Source organism: Planktotalea sp., assembly GCF_050633725.1.
Taxonomy (GTDB): Bacteria; Pseudomonadota; Alphaproteobacteria; order Rhodobacterales; family Rhodobacteraceae; genus Planktotalea.
In genome coordinates, this window is record NZ_JBOEHB010000023.1 from 24,417 (window position 1) to 46,067 (window position 21,651).

Sequence of the window (21,651 nt, forward strand, 5' to 3'; positions counted from 1 at the left end):
TGTTAGCGCTAACAGCTCAAGCCCGAGGAATGAGACATGACCCTTAAAGTAGCAATCAACGGTTTTGGACGTATCGGCCGCAATGTGCTGCGTGCAATTATCGAAAGTAATCGTACGGACATCGAAGTTGTCGCCATCAATGATCTCGGCCCAGTGGAAACCAATGCCCACTTGCTGCAATTCGATAGCGTGCATGGCCGCTTCCCGGCCCCAGTTACCCATGATGAAACATCACTCAATGTTGGACGCGGCCCGATTGCGGTAAGCGCAATCCGCAACCCTGCCGATCTGCCTTGGGGTGAAGTAGACATCGTTCTGGAATGCACTGGTATCTTTACAGACAAAGAAAAAGCCAAGGTTCACCTTGAGAATGGCGCAAGCCGTGTTCTCGTCTCTGCCCCGTCCAAGGGCGCAGATAAAACAATCGTTTACGGTGTAAATGACGATGTGCTTGGTCCAGAAGATCACATTGTATCCAACGCCTCTTGCACCACGAACTGCCTTGCGCCTGTGGCAAGCGTTTTGAACAACGCCATCGGCATCAAACGTGGCTTTATGACGACAGTTCATAGCTACACGGGTGATCAGCCGACACTGGATACGATGCACAGTGATCTCTATCGCGCCCGCGCCGCTGCGCTGAGCATGATCCCGACCTCCACAGGCGCGGCCAAAGCCGTTGGGCTTGTGTTGCCTGAGCTCGCTGGCAAGCTTGACGGGGTCGCCATTCGCGTACCAACTCCCAATGTTTCAGCGGTTGACCTGACTTTCGAGGCGAGCCGAGATGTAAGTGTTGAAGAGATTAACGCAGCGATTGAGGCTGCTGCACATGGGCCTCTTAAAGGCGTTTTGGACTACTCAGAACGCAAACTGGTTTCGATGGATTTCAATCACGATCCCCACAGTTCAATTTTTGCTGCGGACCAAACCAAGGTCATGGACGGAAATATGTGCCGTATCCTTGCTTGGTATGACAACGAATGGGGTTTCTCTAATCGCATGGCAGATACAGCTGTTGCGATGGGTAAGTTTCTGTAGCCAAATCCTTCTGCGAAGGATTTGCGCCCCGCGATTTTTCGCAGAAAAATCGCACCCTTAACGACGGTAAAGAATGGGAAACCAATCTTCTCGCAAGCGCTGCCCTGCGTTCATATCGTGCCCGGGAAATGGCGGAGACGTTGGACCCGGGCGCTCTACGTAGCGTGCATCATCGCCAAGCAAACGAAGTGAAAACGCGCGTCTGCGCTGCTTTGTTTCATTGCCCCGTGCGCCGTGCAGAATCGAATAGTTGAAGGCGACTGCGTCTCCCGGCTCCATCGCCCATTCGCGCACAATCATACCCTCGGCATCCGGATCAGGAACTGGCATGTAAGCGTCCGCATCTGGATAGAAATCTTCCTCAGACAGCCATCTCGTCGGCAGCACTGGTTTTTCCCAAAGGTGCGATCCAGCAACGCAGCGCAAGGAAGCATCAGTTACCGGATCTAGCGGCGACCAAAAGCTAACCGTTTGTTGCCCTTCGACAAAGTAGTACGGCCCATCCGTATGCCAAGGCGTTGGCTTTGACGTTCCTGGCTCTTTTACCAACACATGATCATGGAACATCTGCACGCTCTTTGAGCACATCAAATCCGCCGCTACTTCTGCCGCCGCGCTATTATTGACCACATCCTCGAACTCTGGAATTCGCGTCCAGTTGCAGTAGTCGTCAAAGAAACGACCGCCCTCGCCCTCTTTCAAGTTTTCGGCGCTAAAGGGCCCTGGATCATCGATGTTGCGTTGGACCCCAGCGCGCAGAGTTTCAACATAGCCAGCAAACAGCCCTTTGATCAGCACCACGCCGTCGCGCTGAAATGCGTCGACCTGTTCTTGCGTCACCAGATCGTGCATCTATTGCCTCTCCCGTTGTGTCATACGTGTTGCCAACTCCAGCATGCGCATAGAAAAGCCCCATTCATTATCGTACCATCCAAAAACCCGTAGCAAGCCGCCGACTGAAACCGACAACTCTGGTCCAACCAGAACAAGCGATTCTGGCCGCATCCGCAAGTCCGAAGACACCAAGGGTTGCTCGGTCCAGCCCAATATCTCGCCGCTCGCGTGCTCTTTAAGGCACGCACGCACCTGATCCGCCCTAACGCGCGCTCGCGTTTGTACCGTGAGGTCAATCGCAGACACGCTTGCCGTTGGCACCCGAATTGCACGGGCTTCGATCCTCCCGGCAAGATGCGGCAAAACTTCGTCCGTCAGGCGCTGCGCACTCGTTGTTGTCGGCACCATTGACAAGGCCGCAGCGCGACTGCGCGCAAAATCCGCGCCAGGTTTGTCCACCGTCGGCTGACTGCCTGTGTAGCAATGCACAGTCGTCATATGACCGCTTTCAACGCCATAGGTTTGATCCAAGATGTGCAACAAAGGCGCCAGAGCGTTGGTTGTGCAGGATGCATTTGAAACAATCCGCGCCGAGCCCAGCTCTTGCTCATTCGCGCCCAAAACGATCGTTTTGTCCGCCGTATCGGAGGGGCCAGAGATCAAAACCGAGGCTGCTCCTGCGTCCAAGCCGCGCGTTGCAACTGCGCGGTTTCCAGCAAGACCTGTGCATTCCAAAACGACGTCGACCCCAACAAGATCAAGCGTGCTTAGATCATCCGTATGATGGAATGGAACGGGTGTGCCATCTAAGATCAACGCGCCGTTTTTCGTGTCGACAGTGCCGTCAAATCTTCCAAAAACACTATCATATTCAAATAGATAAGCGCAAACATCGAGCGGCTGGATGTCGTTGATCAACACCAGCTCAAACGGCAAGTCCTGTTGCTTTAGAATACGAAGGATCGAGCGACCAATACGCCCAAACCCATTCAATGCGATGCGTGTGGATTTCTGTGTCATGCTTAATCATTGGCTCAAAGCACGCTGCATTCCAAGCGCACAATTGTACCAATTCTTGCCTTGCAAACGCGACAATATTTCAATTGGGTCGCAAACAGACAGGCCATGTCGCGACCAAAGCGCCAAGTCACAAAGAAGCAACGACATTCAAAGAAACAAAAGACTGGAATTCCGCCGTGCAATTTGGATTAAGTGAAGAGCAAAACATGATCGTCGAGACGGTCAGAAGCTTTGTCGAGAACGAAATCTACCCGTTTGAAACCGAAGTCGAACGCACAGGTCATGTTCCGCATGAGCTTGGCGAAGAAATAAAGCAAAAGGTGATCGATCTGGGGTTTTACGCCTGCAACTTCCCTGAGGAGGTTGGCGGCGCGGGCTTGTCGCATCTTGATTTCACCTTAGTCGAGCGAGAGTTGGGTCGTGGATCAATGGCATTGACTCACTTCTTTGGGCGACCACAGAACATCTTGATGGCTTGTGAGGGCGAGCAGCGCGAACGTTACCTACTGCCTGCCGTGCGCGGTGAAAAAATGGATGCGCTTGCCATGACAGAACCCCAAGCGGGATCAGACGTGCGCGGGATGAAATGCAGTGCGGTTCGCGATGGTGGCGATTGGGTGATCAACGGATCAAAACACTTTATTTCAGGCGGCGAGCATGCGGACTTCTTTATCGTTTTCATTGCAACGGGCGAAGATCAAACTCCGAAGGGTCCGAAAAAGCGTATAACCGCCTTCTTGGTTGATCGTGGAACACCAGGCTTCGAAGCGCGTGAAGGTTACAAATCGGTCTCGCACCGCGGATATAAGAACTACATTCTCGATTTCACCGATTGCCGCCTGCCCGATGCACAAGTCCTCGGTGAGGTAGATAGCGGATTTGCTGTGATGAACGAATGGCTCTACGCCACGCGCCTCACAGTCGCGGCCTTTAGCGTTGGGCGCGCGCGCCGTTGCTTTGACTATGCTTTAAACTATTCAGCTGAGCGCCAACAATTTGGACAGCAAATTGGAAAGTTCCAAGGCGTCAGCTTTCAAATTGCAGATATGATCACAGAAATCGACGCCGCAGATTGGTTAACACTGTCAGGGGCATGGCGCCTCGATCAAGAACTGCCAGCTAACCGTGAAATCGCAAGCGCCAAGCTTTATGCAACAGAAATGCTGGCGCGGGTGACAGATACAACTTTGCAGATATTTGGCGGTATGGGGTTGATGGATGATTTTCCTATCGAGCGATTTTGGCGCGATGCGCGGGTTGAACGTATTTGGGATGGGACGAGCGAAATTCAGCGTCACATTATCAGCCGCGATTTGCTTCGCCCTCTTGGTGCTTAACCGATGAGCGCTCTGCGGACTGGCCTTGATCGCTTGTTGCGACCCCGCTCAATCGCCGTCGTCGGTGGCGGTGCATGGTGTCGAAATGTTATTAAAACATGCGAGAGCATTGGCTTTACTGGCTCGATCTGGCCCGTTCATCCAACAAAGTCAGAGATCGCTGGTCGCCGCGTTTATAGCGCAATTGATAGCCTGCCAGATGCGCCCGACGCGAGCTTTCTTGGTGTAAATCGTCATGTGACCATTGAGTGCCTTTCCTCTCTTTCAAAGCGCGGCGCAGGCGGCGCTGTTTGTTTTGCCTCTGGCTTTGCAGAAGCCACGGCAGAACTGGCCGATGGCGCGGACCTACAGGCCGAGCTACTTGCCGCGGCGGGCGAAATGGCGATCCTAGGCCCCAATTGTTACGGAGTTCTTAACTACCTTGATGGCGCGGCTTTATGGCCGGATCAGCACGGCGGAAAACGCGTTGAAAGCGGCGTCGCGATCATCACACAAAGTTCGAACATCGCGATAAATTTGACCATGCAAACCCGCGCTTTGCCTGTGGCCTATGTTGTTACCGCTGGCAACCAAGCCCAAACGGACCTCGCGCAGATCGGTGTCGAATTGTTGCGCGATCCTCAGGTTACTTGCCTTGGACTTCACATCGAAGGTATCCAAAATATCAAGGCACTAGAAGACCTTATTAAAGTAGCACATGAACTTAAAAAGCCAATTTGCGCCTTGAAAGTTGGACGTTCTGAGCAAGCTCAACTTGCATCTGTTTCGCACACGGCATCGCTGGCCGGAAGCCATGTTGGCGCACAGGCCTTGCTGGCCCGCCTTGGCATCGCGCAATGCGATGACTTAAGCACATTTCTTGAATTGCTCAAGATTTGGCATGTTGCGGGGCCGCTTAAATCAACGCAGATTGCCTCTGCGTCTTGTTCTGGTGGTGAGGCAAGTTTGATCGCTGACTTAGGTCAAACAGAAAAGGTCGGTTTCCCCGCTCTGAGCAAGCGACAGTCAACTGCGCTTAGGGCGGCGTTAGGCCCCAAGGTCGCGCTTGCGAACCCGCTAGATTATCACACTTATATCTGGGCACAGAAGGACGCGATGCGAGACACGTTTACCGCATTGTTTGACGCCGATATCTCCATAGGCCTGATTGTATTAGATTTTCCACGTCCCGATCGCTGCGCGCTGTCCGATTGGGATATCGCAGTTGAGGCCATCGTAGAAACGGCAAAAACAAGCGATGTGCCCGTCGCGGTCCTGTCTTCTTTGCCAGATACGTTTCCGGAGGAGATCGCAGAGACGCTATTGTCCCACGGCGTCGTTCCTCTGTCAGGAATGGACCACGCGCTGCGCGCTATTCGATTGGCGCAGATCAACCCACGGCTCGCAGCCCCTGTGCTAACGGCGCGCACCCCCATTGATGCAAAGGTGCTTTCTGAAAAAGACGCCAAAGAGGCCTTAATGCGGTTTGGCATGGATATACCTTCATCTCTCTTGGCCAATTCAGTGGATGAAGCTGCGAAGAAGGCTGATACCCTCAAGGCACCTTGGGTGCTTAAGGGAATGGGGTTTGCCCATAAGTCTGATGCAGGCGCTGTTAAGGTCGGATTGCGCACGCCTGATGACGTGAAGAACGCGGCAACGCAGATGAGGTGCGATCAGTATCTCGTTGAAGAAATGATAGAAAATGCGGTCGTTGAGTTGTTGGTAGCCGTTACTTTGGATCCTGCGCACGGCTATGTTTTGACGCTAGGCGCTGGCGGAACGCATACCGAATTATTGCAAGACACGACCTCCCTCATCCTGCCTGTGACGCAAGAAGAAGTCACTGACGCGCTGAAAAACCTTCGCTGCGCCCCCGTCTTGGATGGCTATCGCAATGGCCAAGCCATTGATCGTAGTGCTTTATGGAAGGCGAGTGACGCGGTTCAGAACTATGTGATTGCGCATCACGGGCAAGTACAAGAAGTTGAGATAAATCCGCTGCTTTGCACAGCGTCGCGTGCTACCGCTGTAGATGCGCTTATTGTTCAAGGAGACAAGAAATGAGCGAAACCCCAATCAAAACATCTCGCAACGGTCACATCCTCGAAGTCACGCTAGATCGCCCAAAAGCCAATGCGATTGATCTGGCAACAAGCCGCATAATGGGGCAAGTTTTCAAAGACTTTCGCGATGATCCTGAACTGCGTGTGGCGATCATTACGGGGGCTGGCGACAAGTTCTTTTGCCCTGGATGGGATCTGAAAGCCGCCGCTGACGGCGATGCAGTGGATGGCGATTACGGCGTTGGCGGATTTGGCGGTTTGCAAGAGCTGCCGCACCTGAACAAGCCTGTGATTGCTGCTATTAACGGCATCTGTTGTGGCGGAGGCCTTGAGCTGGCTCTGAGCGCGGACATGATCCTTGCCGCCGATCATGCCAGCTTTGCCTTACCTGAAATTCGCTCTGGCACGGTCGCTGATGCTGCGAGCATCAAATTGCCCAAACGCATCCCCTATCACATTGCAATGGATATGTTGCTCACAGGTCGCTGGTTAGACGCTGATGAAGCCGCGCGTTGGGGAATGATAAACTATGTTTACTCTGCGCAGGACTTGATGACAGAAGCGCGAAAGCTGGCAGAATTGCTCGCCTCTGGCCCCCCGCTTGTTTACGCCGCGATTAAGGAAGTTGTGCGTGAAGCCGAGGATATGAAGTTCCAGGATGCGTTGAACAAAATCACCAAAAGCCAGTTCAAAACCGTTGAAACGCTTTACACCTCAGAGGATCAACTTGAAGGCGCGCGCGCATTTGCGCAGAAACGTGATCCGGTTTGGAAAGGGCGCTAAGCGCTCTAAAGCCCAACAAAAATTGGCATTTTGCTAGCAGCGCTGACGCGCCTGACCCTGTGCAAATTTGACTCAAAACTAAATGAGGCGCACTCTGATCGCATTCATTTTGAACAGGGTATTTTTTCATGGCGACTTTTTTCTATTCTGGTGCTGATCTTCCCAGCCTGACGCTCGACGTGGCTTCAGGCTTTGATCACTTCGATGCGCAAATGTCTTTGATTACGGGCACAGCCACGGGCAACATTTTCGACCTCACGGGAATTCTCACTTATGAGGGCGCAAATCTATTCGAGTTGCGCGACGGTGCGGATCAGTTCGTCGGCTCTATCGCTGCCGAGCAGGTTATTGGCGGCAATGGTTCCGACACGCTTCAAGGGGGCGGCGGCATAGATGTTCTGACGGGCGGAAGTGGGAATGATTTCCTGCATACCGGTTTCGCAGATGGCGAAATTGACGCGATTGATGGGGGAACTGACACGGACACCCTCGTCTATGGCGGTTTTGCGATTAAGGGCTTTAGCTTTACCTCCATCGAGAACTTCGATGCCTCTGGGTTAACCGTGATCGGAACCAGCGAAGATGACGCCTTTGATTTGAAAGGTGTGCAATCCTACGTGAACGGCAATGTTTTTGAATTGAAACGTGGCTCGGACGTTTTTGTTGGCTCGGGTCAAGCCGAGGATGTGCATGGCGGCAAAGGCGATGACACGATTGAAGGCAGAGGTGGACAAGACATTCTGCGCGGAGGCGGCGGCGTGGATACGATGCTAGGCGGCAAAGGCGCAGATCACATCTATACAGGCGTAGCCGATGCTTCGATTGACCTGATCAATGGTGGAGGCGGCGTCGACACGGTTCATTATGGTGGCCGCGCGATAGAGGGATTTGATCTTACTGCTATCGAAAACTTCGACGCAGGCAACACCTTGATTGAAGGCACTGCAAACGCCAACACCTTCGATCTTACCGGCATTCAAACTTATGTTGATGGCAGCGCGTTCAAGTTGCGCAGAGGCAACGATACGTTCAACGGCTCTGATCAAGACGAAACCATTGGCGGCGGCAGAGGGATGGATACTTTGGAGGGCGGTGGCGGCAATGACGTTTTGACCGGCGGCAAGGGCGATGACCGATTTGTGTTCAACGATGGTTTTGGCGACGATACGATCACCGATTTTAACAGCAGAAATGCCGAAGACATTGATTTGAGCGGCGTGATTGCGATCACGGACTTTTCCGACCTGCTTGCAAACCATCTACGAGACAATGGTGGAGAGGCCGAAATCTTTACGCCAGAGAGCACGCTGCTTTTGCAGGGTATCTCTGTTGACGATATCGGGATCGGATTGGCCTATTCCGCAAGTGATTTCATTTTCTGATCAACCGCTATTGGAGAGAACATGTTTTAGGTGGCATCGGAAAGCTATCCTGAAAATACGTCTTTTTTAATTAACCTGCCTCGGCAGCACTTGACGAGCACAACGCCGCTACCAAATACATCCGATGCTGCATCCTTTTGCCTGTAAGGAACGACCCCATGAGCAAAGCCGTCAAAGCGCCCCAAGTAGATGCAGAGATTGCGGACATCCAAACGCCCGCGCCGCTTGAGTTCACCTCTGACAAAGGCGCATCGCGATCCACTTGGATCGCCGCAATTTTGCTCGTTGCGATTGTTGCTTGGATGGGCAGCGGCTTCATTTTCCCGTCAGAGAACACCGACACAACGATAACACGCGAAGAGCCCAAGCCCGTTGCTGTTGCCGTGAGCACATCACACGCAAAAACGGTTACCCAGTTCTACCGCGCAGAAGGACAGGCCCTGCCCGATCGCGACACGAAAATGCGGGCGGAAACCTCTGGTGACATCGCAGAGGTTCTTGTGTCGAAAGGTCAAGATGTTGAGGCTGGCGCAGTGATCGCTCGGTTTGATCCGACCAACAACGACGCAGATGCCAACCGTGCCAACGAAGAACTTGCACGCGCCCAACGAGAGTTTGACAACGCTGAAGCCCTCTTGGAGCGCGGCGTTTCCACAAAGGATCGCGTGGCTCAAGCCCGCGCAAGCCTCGCAGCGGCGCAAGCGAGCGTAATCTCTATTGAGCAAAACGCGAAATCGCTAACCATTACCGCCCCGTTTGCGGGGCGCATTGAAACCCTGGACCTCGATGAAGGCGAATTCGTATCCACAGGCAGCGAAGTGGGCCGCATCGTCGATATCACGCCGCTGACTGTCGCCATTCAAGTGCCGCAACAGTCCCTCACCCGCCTTGCCGTCGGATTGCCTGCGCAAGTGCGCTTTATCACAGGTGAAGAGCGCGTTGGGACAGTGAGTTTTGTTGGAACCTCCGCTGCGTCTGAAACACGCACCTTTCTTGCCGAAATCACGGTTGAGAACCAAGACGGAGCCGTGCCTGCGGGTATTTCAGCGGAAGTTACGATCCCCACGGGCGAGACGAATGCGCATTTCCTCTCGCCTTCGATCGTCTCGCTCAACACAGAGGGCACTCTGGGCGTCAAGACCGTGAACGCGCAGAATGTTGTCGAGTTCCACAAGATTGAGATTGTCAAAGCACAGATCGATGGGATTTGGGTAACGGGCCTGCCAGACGCCGCCGATGTCATTACGATTGGGCAAGGTTATGTAAATGAGGCCGAAATCGTCGCGCCGAGCGCCGAGGTTGTGGGTCAATGAACGCTCTGATCAACGCGGCCTTCTCGCGCTCGCGGGTTGTGGTCATGGCTCTGCTCATGGTCCTCACCGTTGGGGCATACGCCTATGTCGCCATTCCCAAAGAGGCAAATCCAGAGGTGCCTTTACCCCTGTTTTATGCCTCAACGGGCCTCGATGGCATTAGCCCAACAGACGCCGAGCGGCTTTTGCTTGAGCCTATGGAAACAGAATTTGCCTCCATTTCTGGCCTCGACAGTATGAAATCGGATGCCTCCGAAGGTTTTGCCAGCATCCAGTTGGAATTTAGCCCCGGCGGCGACAATCAGGCCGCATTGGATAAGGTGCGCCAAGCCGCAGACCGCGCCCAAAGCGATCTGCCCGAAGATGCACGCGACATAACGATTACTGAGATCAACACAGCCCTCTTTCCAATCATAACAGCGATCCTATCTGGTCCTGTACCAGAGCGTACGCTCAACAATCTCGCCGAGCATTTGCAAGAAGAGATTGAGGGTCTTGAAGGGGTTTTGGAGGCCGAAATCGGCGGTCAACGCTTTGAATTTCTTGAAGTTCTGATCGACCCGACTGTGTTTCAAACCTACAACCTGTCCTTTGATGAACTTATCGGCCAGATCCAGCGAAACAACCGCCTGATTGCAGCGGGTGCAATCGAAACGGGATCCGGGCGTATTGTGCTCAAAGTTCCGGGGCTTATTGAAGACCTCAGCGATGTTATGGCGATGCCAGTTAAGGTGCGCGGCAATGCTGTTGTGACCTTCGCGGATGTGGCTACGATCAGGCGTACCTTTGAAGACCCCAGTTCCTTTGCGCGGATCAATGGCCAACCTGCTTTGGCATTGGAAGTCACCAAACGATCTGGCGCAAATATCATCGATACGGTTGCCGATGTAAAAGCGTTGATCGAAGAGCTACGTGTTGACTGGCCCGATAGCGTTGAAGTGACCTACTTGCAGGATCAATCCAAGCAAGTGAAAGACATGCTGAGCGATCTTGAAGCCAATGTAATCGCGGCAGTGATCCTCGTGATGATTGTTATCGTTTTCGCGCTCGGCTCGCGCTCTGCAATCCTTGTTGGTCTGTCCATTCCAGGCGCATTTCTAGCGGGCGTTATCGCGCTTTGGGCGATGGGGTACACGATGAATATCGTTGTTTTGTTCTCCCTCATCCTTGTCGTTGGCATGCTCGTGGATGGCGCGATTGTCACCACTGAGCTCGCAGATCGAAAACTGCAGGAAGGAGCATCAGCAAAGGACGCTTACGCCTTTGCCGCCAAGCGGATGTCTTGGCCGATCATTGCGTCAACCGCAACAACGTTAAGCGTTTTCTTCCCGCTATTGTTCTGGACTGGGATGGTGGGCGAATTCATGAAGTTCCTGCCCATCACGGTAATCTTCACCCTGTTTGCCTCGCTCTTTATGGCGCTGATCTTTATCCCTGTTGTCGGTGGGTTGATCGGAAAACGTCAACCTCAAACAGCAAAGGCAAAGGCTGCGCTTTATGCCGCTGAGCTTGGCGATCCTCGTCAAATGGGTGGGTTTACCGGCGCATATGTACGTCTGCTTGAAAGGGCGATCACCCGCCCTGCTGCGACGCTCTTGCTTGCCATTGCAATGTTGCTCGGTGGCTTTGGTCTTTATGGACAATTCGGCAAGGGCATCAGTTTTTTCCCATCGGTCGAGCCTGACTTTATGCAGGTGCAAGTACGTGCGCGCGATAATTTCTCTATTTTTGAGCGTGATGCACTAGTTCGCACCGTGGAAAATCGACTGCTTGGCTATGATGAAATCGCCAGCATTTATGCGCGCTCGATGATGAGCGCAGGACAAGGCGATGAAGAAACCATTGGCACTTTGCAGCTAGAGCTAACGCCGTGGGACACGCGCCGCACCGCAGCCGAGATCGGCGTTGATATTCGTCAAAGTGTTGCCGATATCGCAGGCATTGATGTTCAGGTGCAAACCGAAAGCGGCGGCCCAACAGCTGGCAAGCCCGTTAACCTGCAAATCACAGCGCGCAACCCGGATGTGCAATCAACCGCGGTTCAGCAAGTGCGCGATACTATGGAGCGCATTGGTGGCTTTACGGATGTGACCGACACGCGCCCTGTGCCCGGGGTTGAAGTTTCGATCCTTGTCAATCGCGCGGAAGCGGCGCGATATGGCGCTGATGTAAGCCTGCTTGGACAAGCGGTGCAACTTTTGACCCAAGGCATCACTGTCGCCGATTACCGTCCCGATGACATTGACGGCTCGCTCGATATACGTGTGCGGTTTCCACGCGAAGAACGCTCGCTTGCCGAACTCGCAAGCCTTCGGGTGCCAACCACATCTGGACTTGTCCCAATTTCTAACTTTGTGACGTTCGCCCCGTCCGAAAGAACCGGCATAATTCGCCGCATAGACGAAAAGCGCGTCACCACGATTGAAGCAAATGTTGCACCCGGTGTTTTGGTAAATGATCAAGTCATCGCGCTAACTACGGCGCTGGATGCAGCAGAGCTGCCCGCCGGTGTAGAGTTCTCGTTTGCGGGCGAAGCAGAGGATCAAGCCGAGAGCATGACTTTTCTCGTCGGGGCTTTCGTTACAGCCATTTTCCTGATGTTTGTGATCTTGGTTTTGCAATTTAACAACTTCTTCCAAGCCTTTATCGTGATGAGCGCGATTGTCTTTTCCATTGCAGGGGTTTTGCTAGGTTTGATCGTCACAGGACGGCCATTTGGCGTGGTGATGGGCGGCATTGGCGTGATCGCTTTGGCGGGCATCGTGGTGAACAACAACATCGTGCTGATTGATACCTACAATGACCTCAAAAAAGCAGGGCAATCCCCGCTTGAGGCCGCCCTGCGTACGGGCGCGCAGCGATTACGGCCCGTGATTTTGACCTCTGTCACAACTGCTTTGGGCCTGATGCCGATGGTAATTGGTGTGAACTTGAACTTCTTCACACGTGACATCGTTTATGGCGCACCCTCGACCCAGTGGTGGACAGAACTTAGCTCGGCAATTGCGGGTGGTCTGGTGATTGCAACCATCCTGACGTTGATCGTTACGCCCGCAATGCTGATGCTAGCAGAGCGCCGCGCAAACCGAAGCCAGCGCGGCGTAAAGAGTGTTCAAATAGGATAGCAGCAACCAAACGCTTTAGATCGATGTTTGGTTGACCCGTTTGATTAACTCTTCCCCTGTTTCCTTGCGCTCGCTGTAACGCTCGACAAGGTAATCGGCCCGACCGCGCGTCAGAAGGGTAAACTTGACCAGCTCCTCCATCACATCAACCATTCGGTCATAGTTCGGTGAAGGCTTCATCCGGTCATCCTCGTCAAACTCCAGAAACGCCTTTGGCGTCGAGGACTGGTTCGGAATGGTCAAAAGCCGCATCCAACGCCCCAAAATGCGCAACTGGTTGACAGTGTTAAAGCTCTGCGAGCCGCCATTCACCTGCATCACAGCAAGCGTTTTTCCTTGTGTAGGTCGCACCGCGCCAAGCGACAGTGGAATCCAGTCAATTTGCGTTTTCATGATACCAGTCATCGCACCATGGCGCTCGGGTGAGCACCAAACCATGCCTTCGCTCCACGCAACCAGATCGCGGAGTTCCTGCACTTTGGGATGCTCCTCGTCCGCATCCCCTGGCAGCGGCAAACCGCTGGGATTAAACGTCCTTGTCTCGGCCCCAAAACGCACCAAAACGCGCGCAGCTTCTTCTGTCATTAGACGCGAAAACGAGCGCTGGCGCAAAGAACCGTAGAGCAGCAAAATGCGCGGTGCATGGCTTGGCCCTTCAGTAGTCATTAAGCGTTGCTCATCAATTGCGCGAAAATGCGTGTTTTCAATGTTTGGCGCATCGTTCATTTTGTCGGCTTTCGGTGGTTGGTAATTGCAGTGATCAGCGCGCCGAGCGCCTGATCTAAACGCGCGCGGCGGCATGCGATATTCAATCGGGCAAAGCCGGCGCCGCTCTCTCCAAAGGCAATGCCGCGCGTGATCGCCCAGCCAGCTTGCTCGCGCAGGAATTGAGTGAGATCGTCAGGAGCGAGCCCAAGCGCGCGAAAATCGAGCCAGAGCAAAAACGTCCCTTCTGGCTCGATCAAAGTGACCTCTGGCACAGGTTCAACGCGCGCGCGCACGAGAGCCAGATTGCCTTCGATATACCCGATAGCTGCATCAAGCCACGCAGCGCCGCTTTCATAAGCCGCCTGCATCGCAACACTGGCGAATGCGTTGTTTTTGTTGACCGTTAAGCGACTGTTCTCGGCCATGAAGGCTCTGCGCCGCTCAGGGTTTGGAACAACCGTAAACGCACTACAACACGATGCGATGTTAAAACTTTTGGCGGGTGAAAGGCAGGTAATGCTATTGTCTGCATCCGTATCAGAAATGCTTGCGAAGGGCGTATAAGCATGCCCACCCAAGGTGATATCGCCATGAATTTCATCGGCAACAACAAGAACTCCATGTTTTCGGCAAATACCCCCAAGGCGCAGCAGCTCATCTTTGCTCCAAACGCGGCCTACGGGGTTTTGGGGATTGCACATGAACAGCATCTTGGTCGCGGGATCAGATGCAAGCGTTTCAAGTCCTGCGAAGTCCATTTCATAGCGCCCAGCGATCAACAGCAACGGATTTTCAACCATCCTGCGACCATTCTCCTCAAGTATGTCCTTGAAGTCGAAAAACACGGGCGGTTGAACAATGACCCCGTCCCCCGCTTTGGTGAAAAGGTTCAGCGCCATCGAAATGCTATTGAGCACATTGGGCGCGCGCAGAATATCTGGCGGCTCAACCTGCCAGCCATGTCGGGTCAGCAACCAACTGCGCAGGGCTGGGATCAAACCATCAGGCACAGCCTCATAACCAAACACACCATGCAACGCGCGTTTTTCCAGTGCGCTCAAGATGCTTGGCGCAACGCGAAAATCCATATCAGCGACGCCTGCGGGAAAAAGATCGGCCCCGTCCGCGCCCAGCACTATGGGATGCGTCTTTAAGGCGGGGACCTCACGGCGATCGATTGGGGCGTCGAAATCAAATACCTCAGTCATCACCAACCTCCGCCAAAAGCCAGCTAAAGAACCATGTTGCCAAGAACGCCGCGATCAATTGCACGGCGATGAATGCTGCAACATCCATCGGCGCGATACCTGCGAAAGTATCCGAAAACCCGCGCGCGATTGTGACCGCCGGATTTGCAAAGGACGTGGACGAAGTAAACCAATACGCGGCGGTTATATAAAGTCCGACCGCCATTGGAACCGACTTTGGGCTGACTTTGATGCAGCCCAAAATCGTGCCAATCAAACCGAATGTAGCAACGAATTCGCCTGCCCATTGCCCCGTTCCACTGCGCGCGGTGCTGGAGGGGTCAATCAGAGGATGCTCGAACATTACGTGCGCCGCGAGGACGCCAGCGATGCCGCCAAGCACTTGTGCAAAAACGTAAAAAACCGCATCGCGCGAGGTGATCTGGCGCTGAAGCGCAAAACTCAACGTAACCGCAGGATTGAAATGCGCCCCCGAAATCGGGCCAAAGATCGTGATGAGCACGACAAGAATTGCGCCCGTTGGAATAGTATTGCCCAAAAGCGCGATAGCGACGTTCCCGTCTGCCAGGCGTTCTGCCATGATGCCCGATCCGATGACCGTCGCCAAAAGCGAAAACGTACCAAGCCATTCGGCCATGAGCCGTCTTTCTAAGGTCATGCCTTATCTCCTATGAGGGCGCAGAACCGTGCCGCGTCGATGTTTCCACCTGTTATGACAGTCGCCACAACCTTGTCTTTGATAGCGATCTGCCCGTTCAAAATCGCCGCAAGGCCCGCTACTGCGCCCGGCTCGCACACGATTTTGAAATGCTCAAACGCAAACCGCATTGCCGCGCGTATGTCTTGATCGCTCGCCGTGACTGCGCCTGCAAGAAGTTCGAGATTGATCGGAAAGGTCACATCATTCGGAATGGGCGTCATAATTGCGTCGCAGATCGTGCGCTGGCCCACTGGATTAGGCACAGGTTTACCCGCAACGAGTGATCGCTTGGTGTCATCGAACAACTCAGGCTCGGCAGCGAAAACTTTGGTGCTTGGCGCGCCAGACGCCATGACGATGGCGCTTGCCGCTGTTAGACCGCCCCCGCCACATGGCACAACGACGGTGTCTAATGCAGATGCATCTTCGAGAAGTTCCAGCGCTGCGGTCCCTGCCCCGGCAAGAACCTGCGGATGGGCGCTTGGCGGAACCTCAATGCGGCTTGTTTCGGCTTGGGTACGGGCAACGACGTCGCGGCTCTGCTGGGTATCACGCTCAAAAGTTACGATCTGAGCGCCTAGCTTTTGGGTTGCGCGCATCTTGGCCGTGGAGGCATCGCTGGGCATAACAAGTATCGCTGAAGTGCCGAGCATTTGCGCCGCGCGCGCAAGACCCAGCGCGTGGTTTCCCGACGAATAGCTGACGACGCCGCAGGCGCGTTGCTTTGGCGTCAGGTTCAACAATCGATAGTACGCGCCGCGCAGCTTAAATGCGCCAGTGCGTTGAAAATTCTCAGCTTTCAGCAGCAAACGCCCGCCAAGCAGATCATTGACCTCGCCATTCTCAAGAACGGGAGTGCGATGAACCACGCCCTTCAACGCGTGTTGAGCGGTTTGGACATCATCGAAACTGACTGGGAGTTGCGTCATGCTTAATCGCTCGACGCGCGCGCATCAGAGGCAATTTGAAACAGAGCATCGCCGCGCTTTACCTGCGCCATAGCGCGTTTGCACAAGGCAATCCCAGCATAGGGCGATGTAATCTTTTCTGGCTCGGCCTCGGGGGTATCGGGGCGATGAATAAATGCAACCAATTCGCCCTTCGCGACATCCTCACCAATCTCTTTCAACGGCTCAAACAACCCAGTTGAATACGCATAGATTGACCCTTGCGCGTTTAACTCGCGGGTGCCGCGCGTCGCATCGGGGGAGTAATCAGGCAGCATTCCAAGACTATGCAGAACCCGTTTCAAACCCCGCTCCGTACGGCGCAGTATGTCGGGCGTCACATCGCCGCCACCGCCGAGTTCTGCCATGACATTGATCACGCCCTTTCGATTGGCCGCGCCCATAGCGGTGCGCGCTGTGCTCTGGCGCCCGCCGCCGCTGGTGAAGACCCACGCATAGGGCAGATCAAACGCCTCTTGCAGACGCATCAAAGCTTCAGCCTCCTGCGCGCTATGCCCCATGCCGCGTAAAAGCGTCGGTGGGTAAAACAGCGAGCTGCCACCCGAATGCAGATCGATCGCATAGTCCGCCAACGGCAAGATGACTTCTTCGACATAATGGGCAATCATTTCTGTTGGCGTGCCACTTGGATCGCCGGGGTAAAGTCGATTGAGGTTGCCAGAATCAATGGGCGATGTGCGCAATCCTGCGCTGGCTGCGGGTGCGTTCACCATTGGCAACAAAATCACCCGCCCCTGAAGGTCAGCGGATTTCAAAGTGCGGGCAAGGTTTGCAACTGCTATTTGCCCTTCGTATTCGTCGCCATGATTGCCCGCCATAATCACCAGTGTTGGCCCTGAACCGTTCTTTATCGACACAATCGGAACGCCGATCCATCCATACGCCGAGCGATGCACAGAGTGCGGGACGCGCAAAAAGCCTGCGTGTTTACCAGTTGCTTCAAAATCAACTTCTGATGCTATCGAAGTTCCCGCCACGGCGACGCCTCCCGCTTCATTTCGGCAATTACCGAAGTGACTATTGAGGTACGTCCAGCTGAGATACTTGTCAAGAATTGATATTTCGGGCAATACCGAAATATGAAACAAGCCGATGCCATTGATGCCCTCGCCGCCCTCGCTCAGCCCTCGCGTCTTGATGCGTTCAGGTTGCTGGTTCAGGTCGGCCCACAAGGCCTACCAGCTTTGGAAATTTCGCGCCGCCTTGGCACAAAGCCATCAACACTGTCGGGCCATCTGGCCATTCTAAAGCGCGCAGGCGTTCTTACCTCTACGCGCCATCAGCGCGAAATTCACTACGCGGCTAATCTTGCAAGCGTGAACGCATTGGTTCAATTCCTTCTCGCTGATTGCTGCGGCGGTCAATTTGAAAACTGCTCTGAAATTGTTGCCCTGCTCGAAAAACCGGCACAAAGCTAAGCAGTTTAAACAAACTGTTTTTCGTGCCTTGTAGGCAAGCATCCTACCCGGTCTGGAAAACGCCCAAAGCCACTGGGACCGCAAATCGAAAAAAGACCCGCCTGAAAGGATCAGACGGGTCTATCGTGGTCAATAACGTGTCACACGTCTTCGGCGCTTAGAAAATAAAGTCGTTGGCTCCAAGGTTTGCAAGCACGAAGTCTTCTATGGTGATCGTGTTGCCACCGTCGTCGGTGATGACAACATCCGCGCCAGATTGCATCATATGATTGGCGGTTAAGTCGGCAAAATCAACGATGCTTGCGACGCTGGAAAGATCAACGTCTTCGGCGTTAGTGCCTTCAAAGTCGGTGATGGTGTCATCTCCGAAGGTCCCTTCGAACACAAACCGATCCGCGGCCGCGCCACCTGTCAGAATGTCATTGCCTCTGCCACCGTTGAGCACGTCTATGCCAGCGCCGCCTTTCAGCGTATCGGCTCCGTATCCGCCAGAGAGCGCGTCGGCTTGATCGCCGCCCTTCAGAACATCTGCGCCGTCGCCGCCACGCAGTTCGTCTTGGCCGTTTCCGCCCTCAAGGCTATCCGCACCAACACCGCCGCGCAGATCATCGTCGCCCGTGCCGCCAATCAGCGTATCTTTGCCATCATCGCCATTAAGCGTGTCGTTTCCGTCTCCGCCATTCAACAGATCATCGCCGATCCCGCCGCCGAGATCGTCCGCACCATTCGCGCCGTACAAGCTATCATCGCCGTCGCCGCCAGCTATGAGATCGTTGCCGGTTCCACCATTAAGCTGATCATCGCCTTTATCGCCGCTGAGCGTGTCATCGCCGTCATTGCCTTCGATCGTGTCGTTGGCTTTGCCGCCGCTGATCATATCCGCGCCTTTGTTGCCATAAAGCAGATCGCTATCTGCGCCGCCTTCGATGGCATCTGCGCCTTTGCCGCCGTTGATGGTATCGTCACCAGCGCCGCCAATCAGTGCATTGTCCCCCGCGTTGCCGTCGAGCAAGTTGCCAACGCCATTGCCGACTGCCGAAAGATCAGCGGTGCCGCGCAGATCGACTGCTTCGAAATCATCCATCCAAACTGCATCGGTCAGATTGATGTTCATACGCCCTGCAAGCGTGTCAAAGCCTCCGCCGAACTCTTCATCAACGGTGTCTGCGCGATCAATGAAATAGAAATCATTGCCAAGACCGCCTTGCAGGGTATCTGCCCCGTTGCCTGAAATCAGAGTATCGTAACCGCGCCCTCCGACAAGCAAATCGTCACCTGCGCCGCCTTTAAGCAGATCGTAGCCAAGACCGCCGTTCAGCACGTCGTTGCCGTTTTCGCCAAACAGGCTGTCGCGGCCGCCATTGCCTGTGAGCAGATCATCTCCATCGCCCCCGAGCAATACGTCGTCGCCTTCAACGATTTCTCTATCTGGAACAGTCAACGTCACAGCCACTTCTGTTTCCGCTGTATCTGACGCAACCAAGACGACTTCGATAACGTCGCCAGCCGAAGTGTTTAGTCCACTCACGGTCGCATCATATTGCAGACCCAAAGGCGTCACCGAGAATTCCGTGCTGTCTAGTGTGCGCACGAGAACGCCGTTCACATAGATTTCGAGACGATCAACTTCAGAGGACTCAACGGGCGAGCCCGTCAGATTAGAGGTGAGCGCCGAGGGCTCAAGAACCTGAACCGCAGAACTATTCGCAAGGCCATCATCGACAAGATCAAGATCCGCAAGAACCGAGCTAGAGCCAAGGCCGACAGAGTTAATAATCGCATTCAAACCATTTGGGTCTATCAGCGTTGCGACTTCATCAAGGAAGGTCGTACCAGTGCCATTCCCACCGTCAGACATGAAGTAGACAACGTTCTGGCCATCCCCCATGCTGGACAGTGCAGTGATTGTCTGCTGCAACGCGGCTTCAAAATTGGTGCCACCACCGTCGTCCAAACTGGTAAGAGCACCATAAATGTCGCTGTCAACTGAGCCTGTGAAATAGGTGCTTGCGCCACTTGCGAATGTAACCACCGAGACGTCAGAAGTGCCAAAACCCGCGTTCAAAAGGGACGCGTTGAGCGCACCAAAGGCTTCAATTGTTCCATCCATTAACGTGTTGCTTGCGCCGTCGTTATTCGCATCGCCTACGGTTTCGACACCTTGGAACTGGCTGCTCATCGAACCTGAAATGTCGATGACATAAACAATGTTATAATCGTTGTTTGCCAGAGGCTTGCGGTTGATGATCCCGTTGATATCAATGCTGCCAGAATTTGACGCATCAGGCAGCGTTACCGAAAGCGCGAGATCTTGACCCGTTTCCGTAATAGTTTCGATGGCTGACGCGGTTTGGGTGAAATCGCCGTCACCTTGTATGCGGTCATTCCCTGCACCGCCGGAAATAACGTCAGAGCCTTCGCCGCCCTCAATTGTATCATCGCCATCTTCACCGAGGATAATGTCATCGCCGCGCTGCCCGTCGATGGTGTCGTCGATATTTGTTCCAACAAGAATATCGTCGTTATCTGTCCCGAGGATCGGAAGGTTCTCTGGGTCGATCTGGATAAGCGTGACTGAGTCGCTATAGACGGACGTTGCTATTAAAAAGCTCTTTCCATCGACTTCGGCAAACTGAACATAGTCAGGCTGATCAAGAAGGTAGCTCGGATCATCAGAATCCGAGACCGTATCCACGGGTGTAAGCGTTCCGTCGGCCGCGATTTGGAAAATCGTGACGGAGTCATTATAGGCGGATGTCGCAGCAAGAAAATTGGATCCATTATAGCTAAACAATTCAATATCTTGCAGGCCATTGAGATAGTACTCGGTTCCATCGTCAACCGTTTCGACCAGTGTCAAATCACCATTCGAGGCAACGCTAAACACCGAAATAGCATCATCTTGGAATGCACCGACATACAGGAAGGTCTGCCCCCCAATACTGAGAACCTCCAACGCGCGTGGCCCGTTCAAAGACGTGGTAGCATCGTCGCTGATGGTCGAAAGATGCGTTAACTGACCGTCGTTCTTTAAGCGGAAAACATTGATGGCATCGTCAACCTCACCCGTGACGAAGACAAAGGTCTTGGTGCCAACGCGGATCGATGCCGTGTCAGAAACACCATTCAACTCATACGCAGGGTCGGTCGCGTTATCGAGGTTGAATGTATTGGTAAGCATACCGTCAGCACCGATTTCAAAAATCGAAACGCCGTCGTCGTATTCGCCATGAGCAATCAAAAACTGTTTTGCACCTGTTACAGTGACCGTCAACTGGCCCGTAATGCCATCCATTTCAGTTAGAGCATCATCTTCAATCGCTTGGATGCTGGTCAGGCTACCATCAGCCCCGATTTGGAAAACAGTAAGTGCATCATCGTTTCGCGCCGCTGCGTAGAGGTAATGGGTGCCTGCAACCTCGACCGTCGCGAAGGCCGAGATCGCATTAAAAAACTCAGGCCCTGAATCAATCAAAACATCCACTTCGCCGATGGTGCCATCGCTGAAAATCTCCAATACGGAAATTCTGTCTGAAAATTCGCCTCCAACATAGGCAAAGACGCGGTCGCCAATCGTAACAACTTGCACACCCGAAGCCCCATTCAAGTCCGTATTCGAAAGTGTGTCGGTAACAAGAGAGTTTGTGTTTGAAATTGTCATGTCTTCGCTCCTAATTTAGGTGTCTCAAAGGGCACATTCGTTATCTAGTAATTCTGCCCCATCATTCTAAGGTCAAAGCCTTACAGATCAGCGGATTTTGACGGCAATGCC

The 21,651-nt window shown here is 53.7% G+C and carries 16 protein-coding genes; 8 read left to right on the plus strand and 8 right to left on the minus strand.

The window, feature by feature from the left end; all coding sequences use genetic code 11:
• Window positions 1-36 precede the first annotated feature (36 nt).
• The gene (gene gap / locus ACRBCU_RS16325) at window positions 37-1,038 is read left to right on the plus strand and encodes a type I glyceraldehyde-3-phosphate dehydrogenase (RefSeq protein ID WP_431366452.1); all 1,002 of its coding nucleotides are present in this window, start codon (window positions 37-39) and stop codon (window positions 1,036-1,038) included.
• A gap of 57 nt (window positions 1,039-1,095) precedes the next feature.
• Here gap and ACRBCU_RS16330 read toward each other — a convergent pair whose 3' ends face one another.
• Both ACRBCU_RS16330 and ACRBCU_RS16335 read right to left on the minus strand, forming a co-directional pair.
• Window positions 1,096-1,890, minus strand: a complete 795-nt coding sequence (locus ACRBCU_RS16330; RefSeq protein ID WP_431366453.1) for a phytanoyl-CoA dioxygenase family protein — start codon at window positions 1,888-1,890, stop codon at window positions 1,096-1,098.
• Window positions 1,891-2,892, minus strand: a complete 1,002-nt coding sequence (locus ACRBCU_RS16335) for a type I glyceraldehyde-3-phosphate dehydrogenase (protein WP_431366454.1) — start codon at window positions 2,890-2,892, stop codon at window positions 1,891-1,893.
• Between the two features lie 176 nt (window positions 2,893-3,068).
• On the opposite strand from ACRBCU_RS16335, the gene ACRBCU_RS16340 reads away from it, so the two are divergent.
• The 6 genes from ACRBCU_RS16340 (at window position 3,069) to ACRBCU_RS16365 (ending at window position 12,877) form a co-directional block, all read left to right on the plus strand.
• A complete protein-coding gene (locus tag ACRBCU_RS16340; protein ID WP_431366455.1) occupies window positions 3,069-4,229 on the plus strand; it encodes an acyl-CoA dehydrogenase family protein in 1,161 nt (386 codons plus the stop codon).
• Window positions 4,230-4,232: 3 nt separating this feature from the next.
• Window positions 4,233-6,275, plus strand: coding sequence for an acetate--CoA ligase family protein (locus tag ACRBCU_RS16345; RefSeq protein ID WP_431366456.1), 2,043 nt, complete (start codon window positions 4,233-4,235; stop codon window positions 6,273-6,275).
• Window positions 6,272-7,057, plus strand: a complete 786-nt coding sequence (locus tag ACRBCU_RS16350; RefSeq protein WP_431366457.1) for a carnitinyl-CoA dehydratase — start codon at window positions 6,272-6,274, stop codon at window positions 7,055-7,057. Before ACRBCU_RS16345 ends, ACRBCU_RS16350 begins: the two co-directional genes overlap by 4 nt.
• A gap of 128 nt (window positions 7,058-7,185) precedes the next feature.
• Window positions 7,186-8,439, plus strand: a complete 1,254-nt coding sequence (locus ACRBCU_RS16355) for a calcium-binding protein (RefSeq protein ID WP_431366458.1) — start codon at window positions 7,186-7,188, stop codon at window positions 8,437-8,439.
• Between the two features lie 158 nt (window positions 8,440-8,597).
• A complete protein-coding gene (locus ACRBCU_RS16360) occupies window positions 8,598-9,752 on the plus strand; it encodes an efflux RND transporter periplasmic adaptor subunit (RefSeq protein WP_431366459.1) in 1,155 nt (384 codons plus the stop codon).
• Window positions 9,749-12,877 (plus strand): efflux RND transporter permease subunit, encoded by a 3,129-nt coding sequence (locus ACRBCU_RS16365; RefSeq protein WP_431366460.1) that lies wholly within the window; start codon window positions 9,749-9,751, stop codon window positions 12,875-12,877. Before ACRBCU_RS16360 ends, ACRBCU_RS16365 begins: the two co-directional genes overlap by 4 nt.
• A gap of 15 nt (window positions 12,878-12,892) precedes the next feature.
• Here ACRBCU_RS16365 and arsH read toward each other — a convergent pair whose 3' ends face one another.
• From arsH to ACRBCU_RS16390, 5 genes are read right to left on the minus strand one after another with little or no spacing between them, the layout of a single operon-like run.
• Window positions 12,893-13,603 carry an arsenical resistance protein ArsH gene (arsH, locus tag ACRBCU_RS16370; protein WP_431366461.1) on the minus strand — a complete coding sequence of 237 codons (711 nt, stop codon included), beginning with the start codon at window positions 13,601-13,603 and terminating at the stop codon, window positions 12,893-12,895.
• A complete protein-coding gene (locus ACRBCU_RS16375; RefSeq protein ID WP_431366462.1) occupies window positions 13,600-14,793 on the minus strand; it encodes a MalY/PatB family protein in 1,194 nt (397 codons plus the stop codon). Before ACRBCU_RS16375 ends, arsH begins: the two co-directional genes overlap by 4 nt.
• The gene (locus ACRBCU_RS16380) at window positions 14,786-15,451 is read right to left on the minus strand and encodes an aquaporin (RefSeq protein ID WP_431366463.1); all 666 of its coding nucleotides are present in this window, start codon (window positions 15,449-15,451) and stop codon (window positions 14,786-14,788) included. The genes ACRBCU_RS16375 and ACRBCU_RS16380 overlap by 8 nt, the downstream gene beginning before the upstream one ends.
• Window positions 15,448-16,422, minus strand: coding sequence for a threonine ammonia-lyase (locus tag ACRBCU_RS16385; RefSeq protein ID WP_431366464.1), 975 nt, complete (start codon window positions 16,420-16,422; stop codon window positions 15,448-15,450). Before ACRBCU_RS16385 ends, ACRBCU_RS16380 begins: the two co-directional genes overlap by 4 nt.
• 2 nt (window positions 16,423-16,424) lie before the next feature.
• Window positions 16,425-17,438 (minus strand): succinylglutamate desuccinylase/aspartoacylase family protein, encoded by a 1,014-nt coding sequence (locus ACRBCU_RS16390; protein ID WP_431366465.1) that lies wholly within the window; start codon window positions 17,436-17,438, stop codon window positions 16,425-16,427.
• A gap of 102 nt (window positions 17,439-17,540) precedes the next feature.
• On the opposite strand from ACRBCU_RS16390, the gene ACRBCU_RS16395 reads away from it, so the two are divergent.
• Window positions 17,541-17,879: an ArsR/SmtB family transcription factor gene (locus ACRBCU_RS16395; protein WP_431366466.1), complete on the plus strand. Its 339-nt coding sequence runs from the start codon at window positions 17,541-17,543 to the stop codon at window positions 17,877-17,879.
• A gap of 157 nt (window positions 17,880-18,036) precedes the next feature.
• Here the strand turns inward: ACRBCU_RS16395 and ACRBCU_RS16400 are convergent, their stop codons facing one another.
• Window positions 18,037-21,540, minus strand: coding sequence for a beta-propeller fold lactonase family protein (locus ACRBCU_RS16400; protein WP_431366467.1), 3,504 nt, complete (start codon window positions 21,538-21,540; stop codon window positions 18,037-18,039).
• Between the last annotated feature and the right edge of the window lie 111 nt (window positions 21,541-21,651).

Excerpts from the sequence above, each read along its gene's own strand:
- ACRBCU_RS16360 (WP_431366459.1), top strand. The coding sequence starts at position 8,598 with ATGAGCAAAGCCGTCAAAGCGCCCCAAGTAGATGCAGAGATTGCGGAC.
- ACRBCU_RS16335 (WP_431366454.1), bottom strand. The coding sequence starts at position 2,892 with ATGACACAGAAATCCACACGCATCGCATTGAATGGGTTTGGGCGTATT.
- ACRBCU_RS16350 (WP_431366457.1), top strand. The coding sequence starts at position 6,272 with ATGAGCGAAACCCCAATCAAAACATCTCGCAACGGTCACATCCTCGAA.
- ACRBCU_RS16395 (WP_431366466.1), top strand. The coding sequence starts at position 17,541 with ATGAAACAAGCCGATGCCATTGATGCCCTCGCCGCCCTCGCTCAGCCC.
- ACRBCU_RS16365 (WP_431366460.1), top strand. The coding sequence starts at position 9,749 with ATGAACGCTCTGATCAACGCGGCCTTCTCGCGCTCGCGGGTTGTGGTC.
- ACRBCU_RS16380 (WP_431366463.1), bottom strand. The coding sequence starts at position 15,451 with ATGACCTTAGAAAGACGGCTCATGGCCGAATGGCTTGGTACGTTTTCG.
- ACRBCU_RS16400 (WP_431366467.1), bottom strand. The coding sequence starts at position 21,540 with ATGACAATTTCAAACACAAACTCTCTTGTTACCGACACACTTTCGAAT.
- ACRBCU_RS16345 (WP_431366456.1), top strand. The coding sequence starts at position 4,233 with ATGAGCGCTCTGCGGACTGGCCTTGATCGCTTGTTGCGACCCCGCTCA.
- gap (WP_431366452.1), top strand. The coding sequence starts at position 37 with ATGACCCTTAAAGTAGCAATCAACGGTTTTGGACGTATCGGCCGCAAT.
- ACRBCU_RS16330 (WP_431366453.1), bottom strand. The coding sequence starts at position 1,890 with ATGCACGATCTGGTGACGCAAGAACAGGTCGACGCATTTCAGCGCGAC.
- arsH (WP_431366461.1), bottom strand. The coding sequence starts at position 13,603 with ATGAACGATGCGCCAAACATTGAAAACACGCATTTTCGCGCAATTGAT.
- ACRBCU_RS16385 (WP_431366464.1), bottom strand. The coding sequence starts at position 16,422 with ATGACGCAACTCCCAGTCAGTTTCGATGATGTCCAAACCGCTCAACAC.
- ACRBCU_RS16355 (WP_431366458.1), top strand. The coding sequence starts at position 7,186 with ATGGCGACTTTTTTCTATTCTGGTGCTGATCTTCCCAGCCTGACGCTC.
- ACRBCU_RS16375 (WP_431366462.1), bottom strand. The coding sequence starts at position 14,793 with ATGACTGAGGTATTTGATTTCGACGCCCCAATCGATCGCCGTGAGGTC.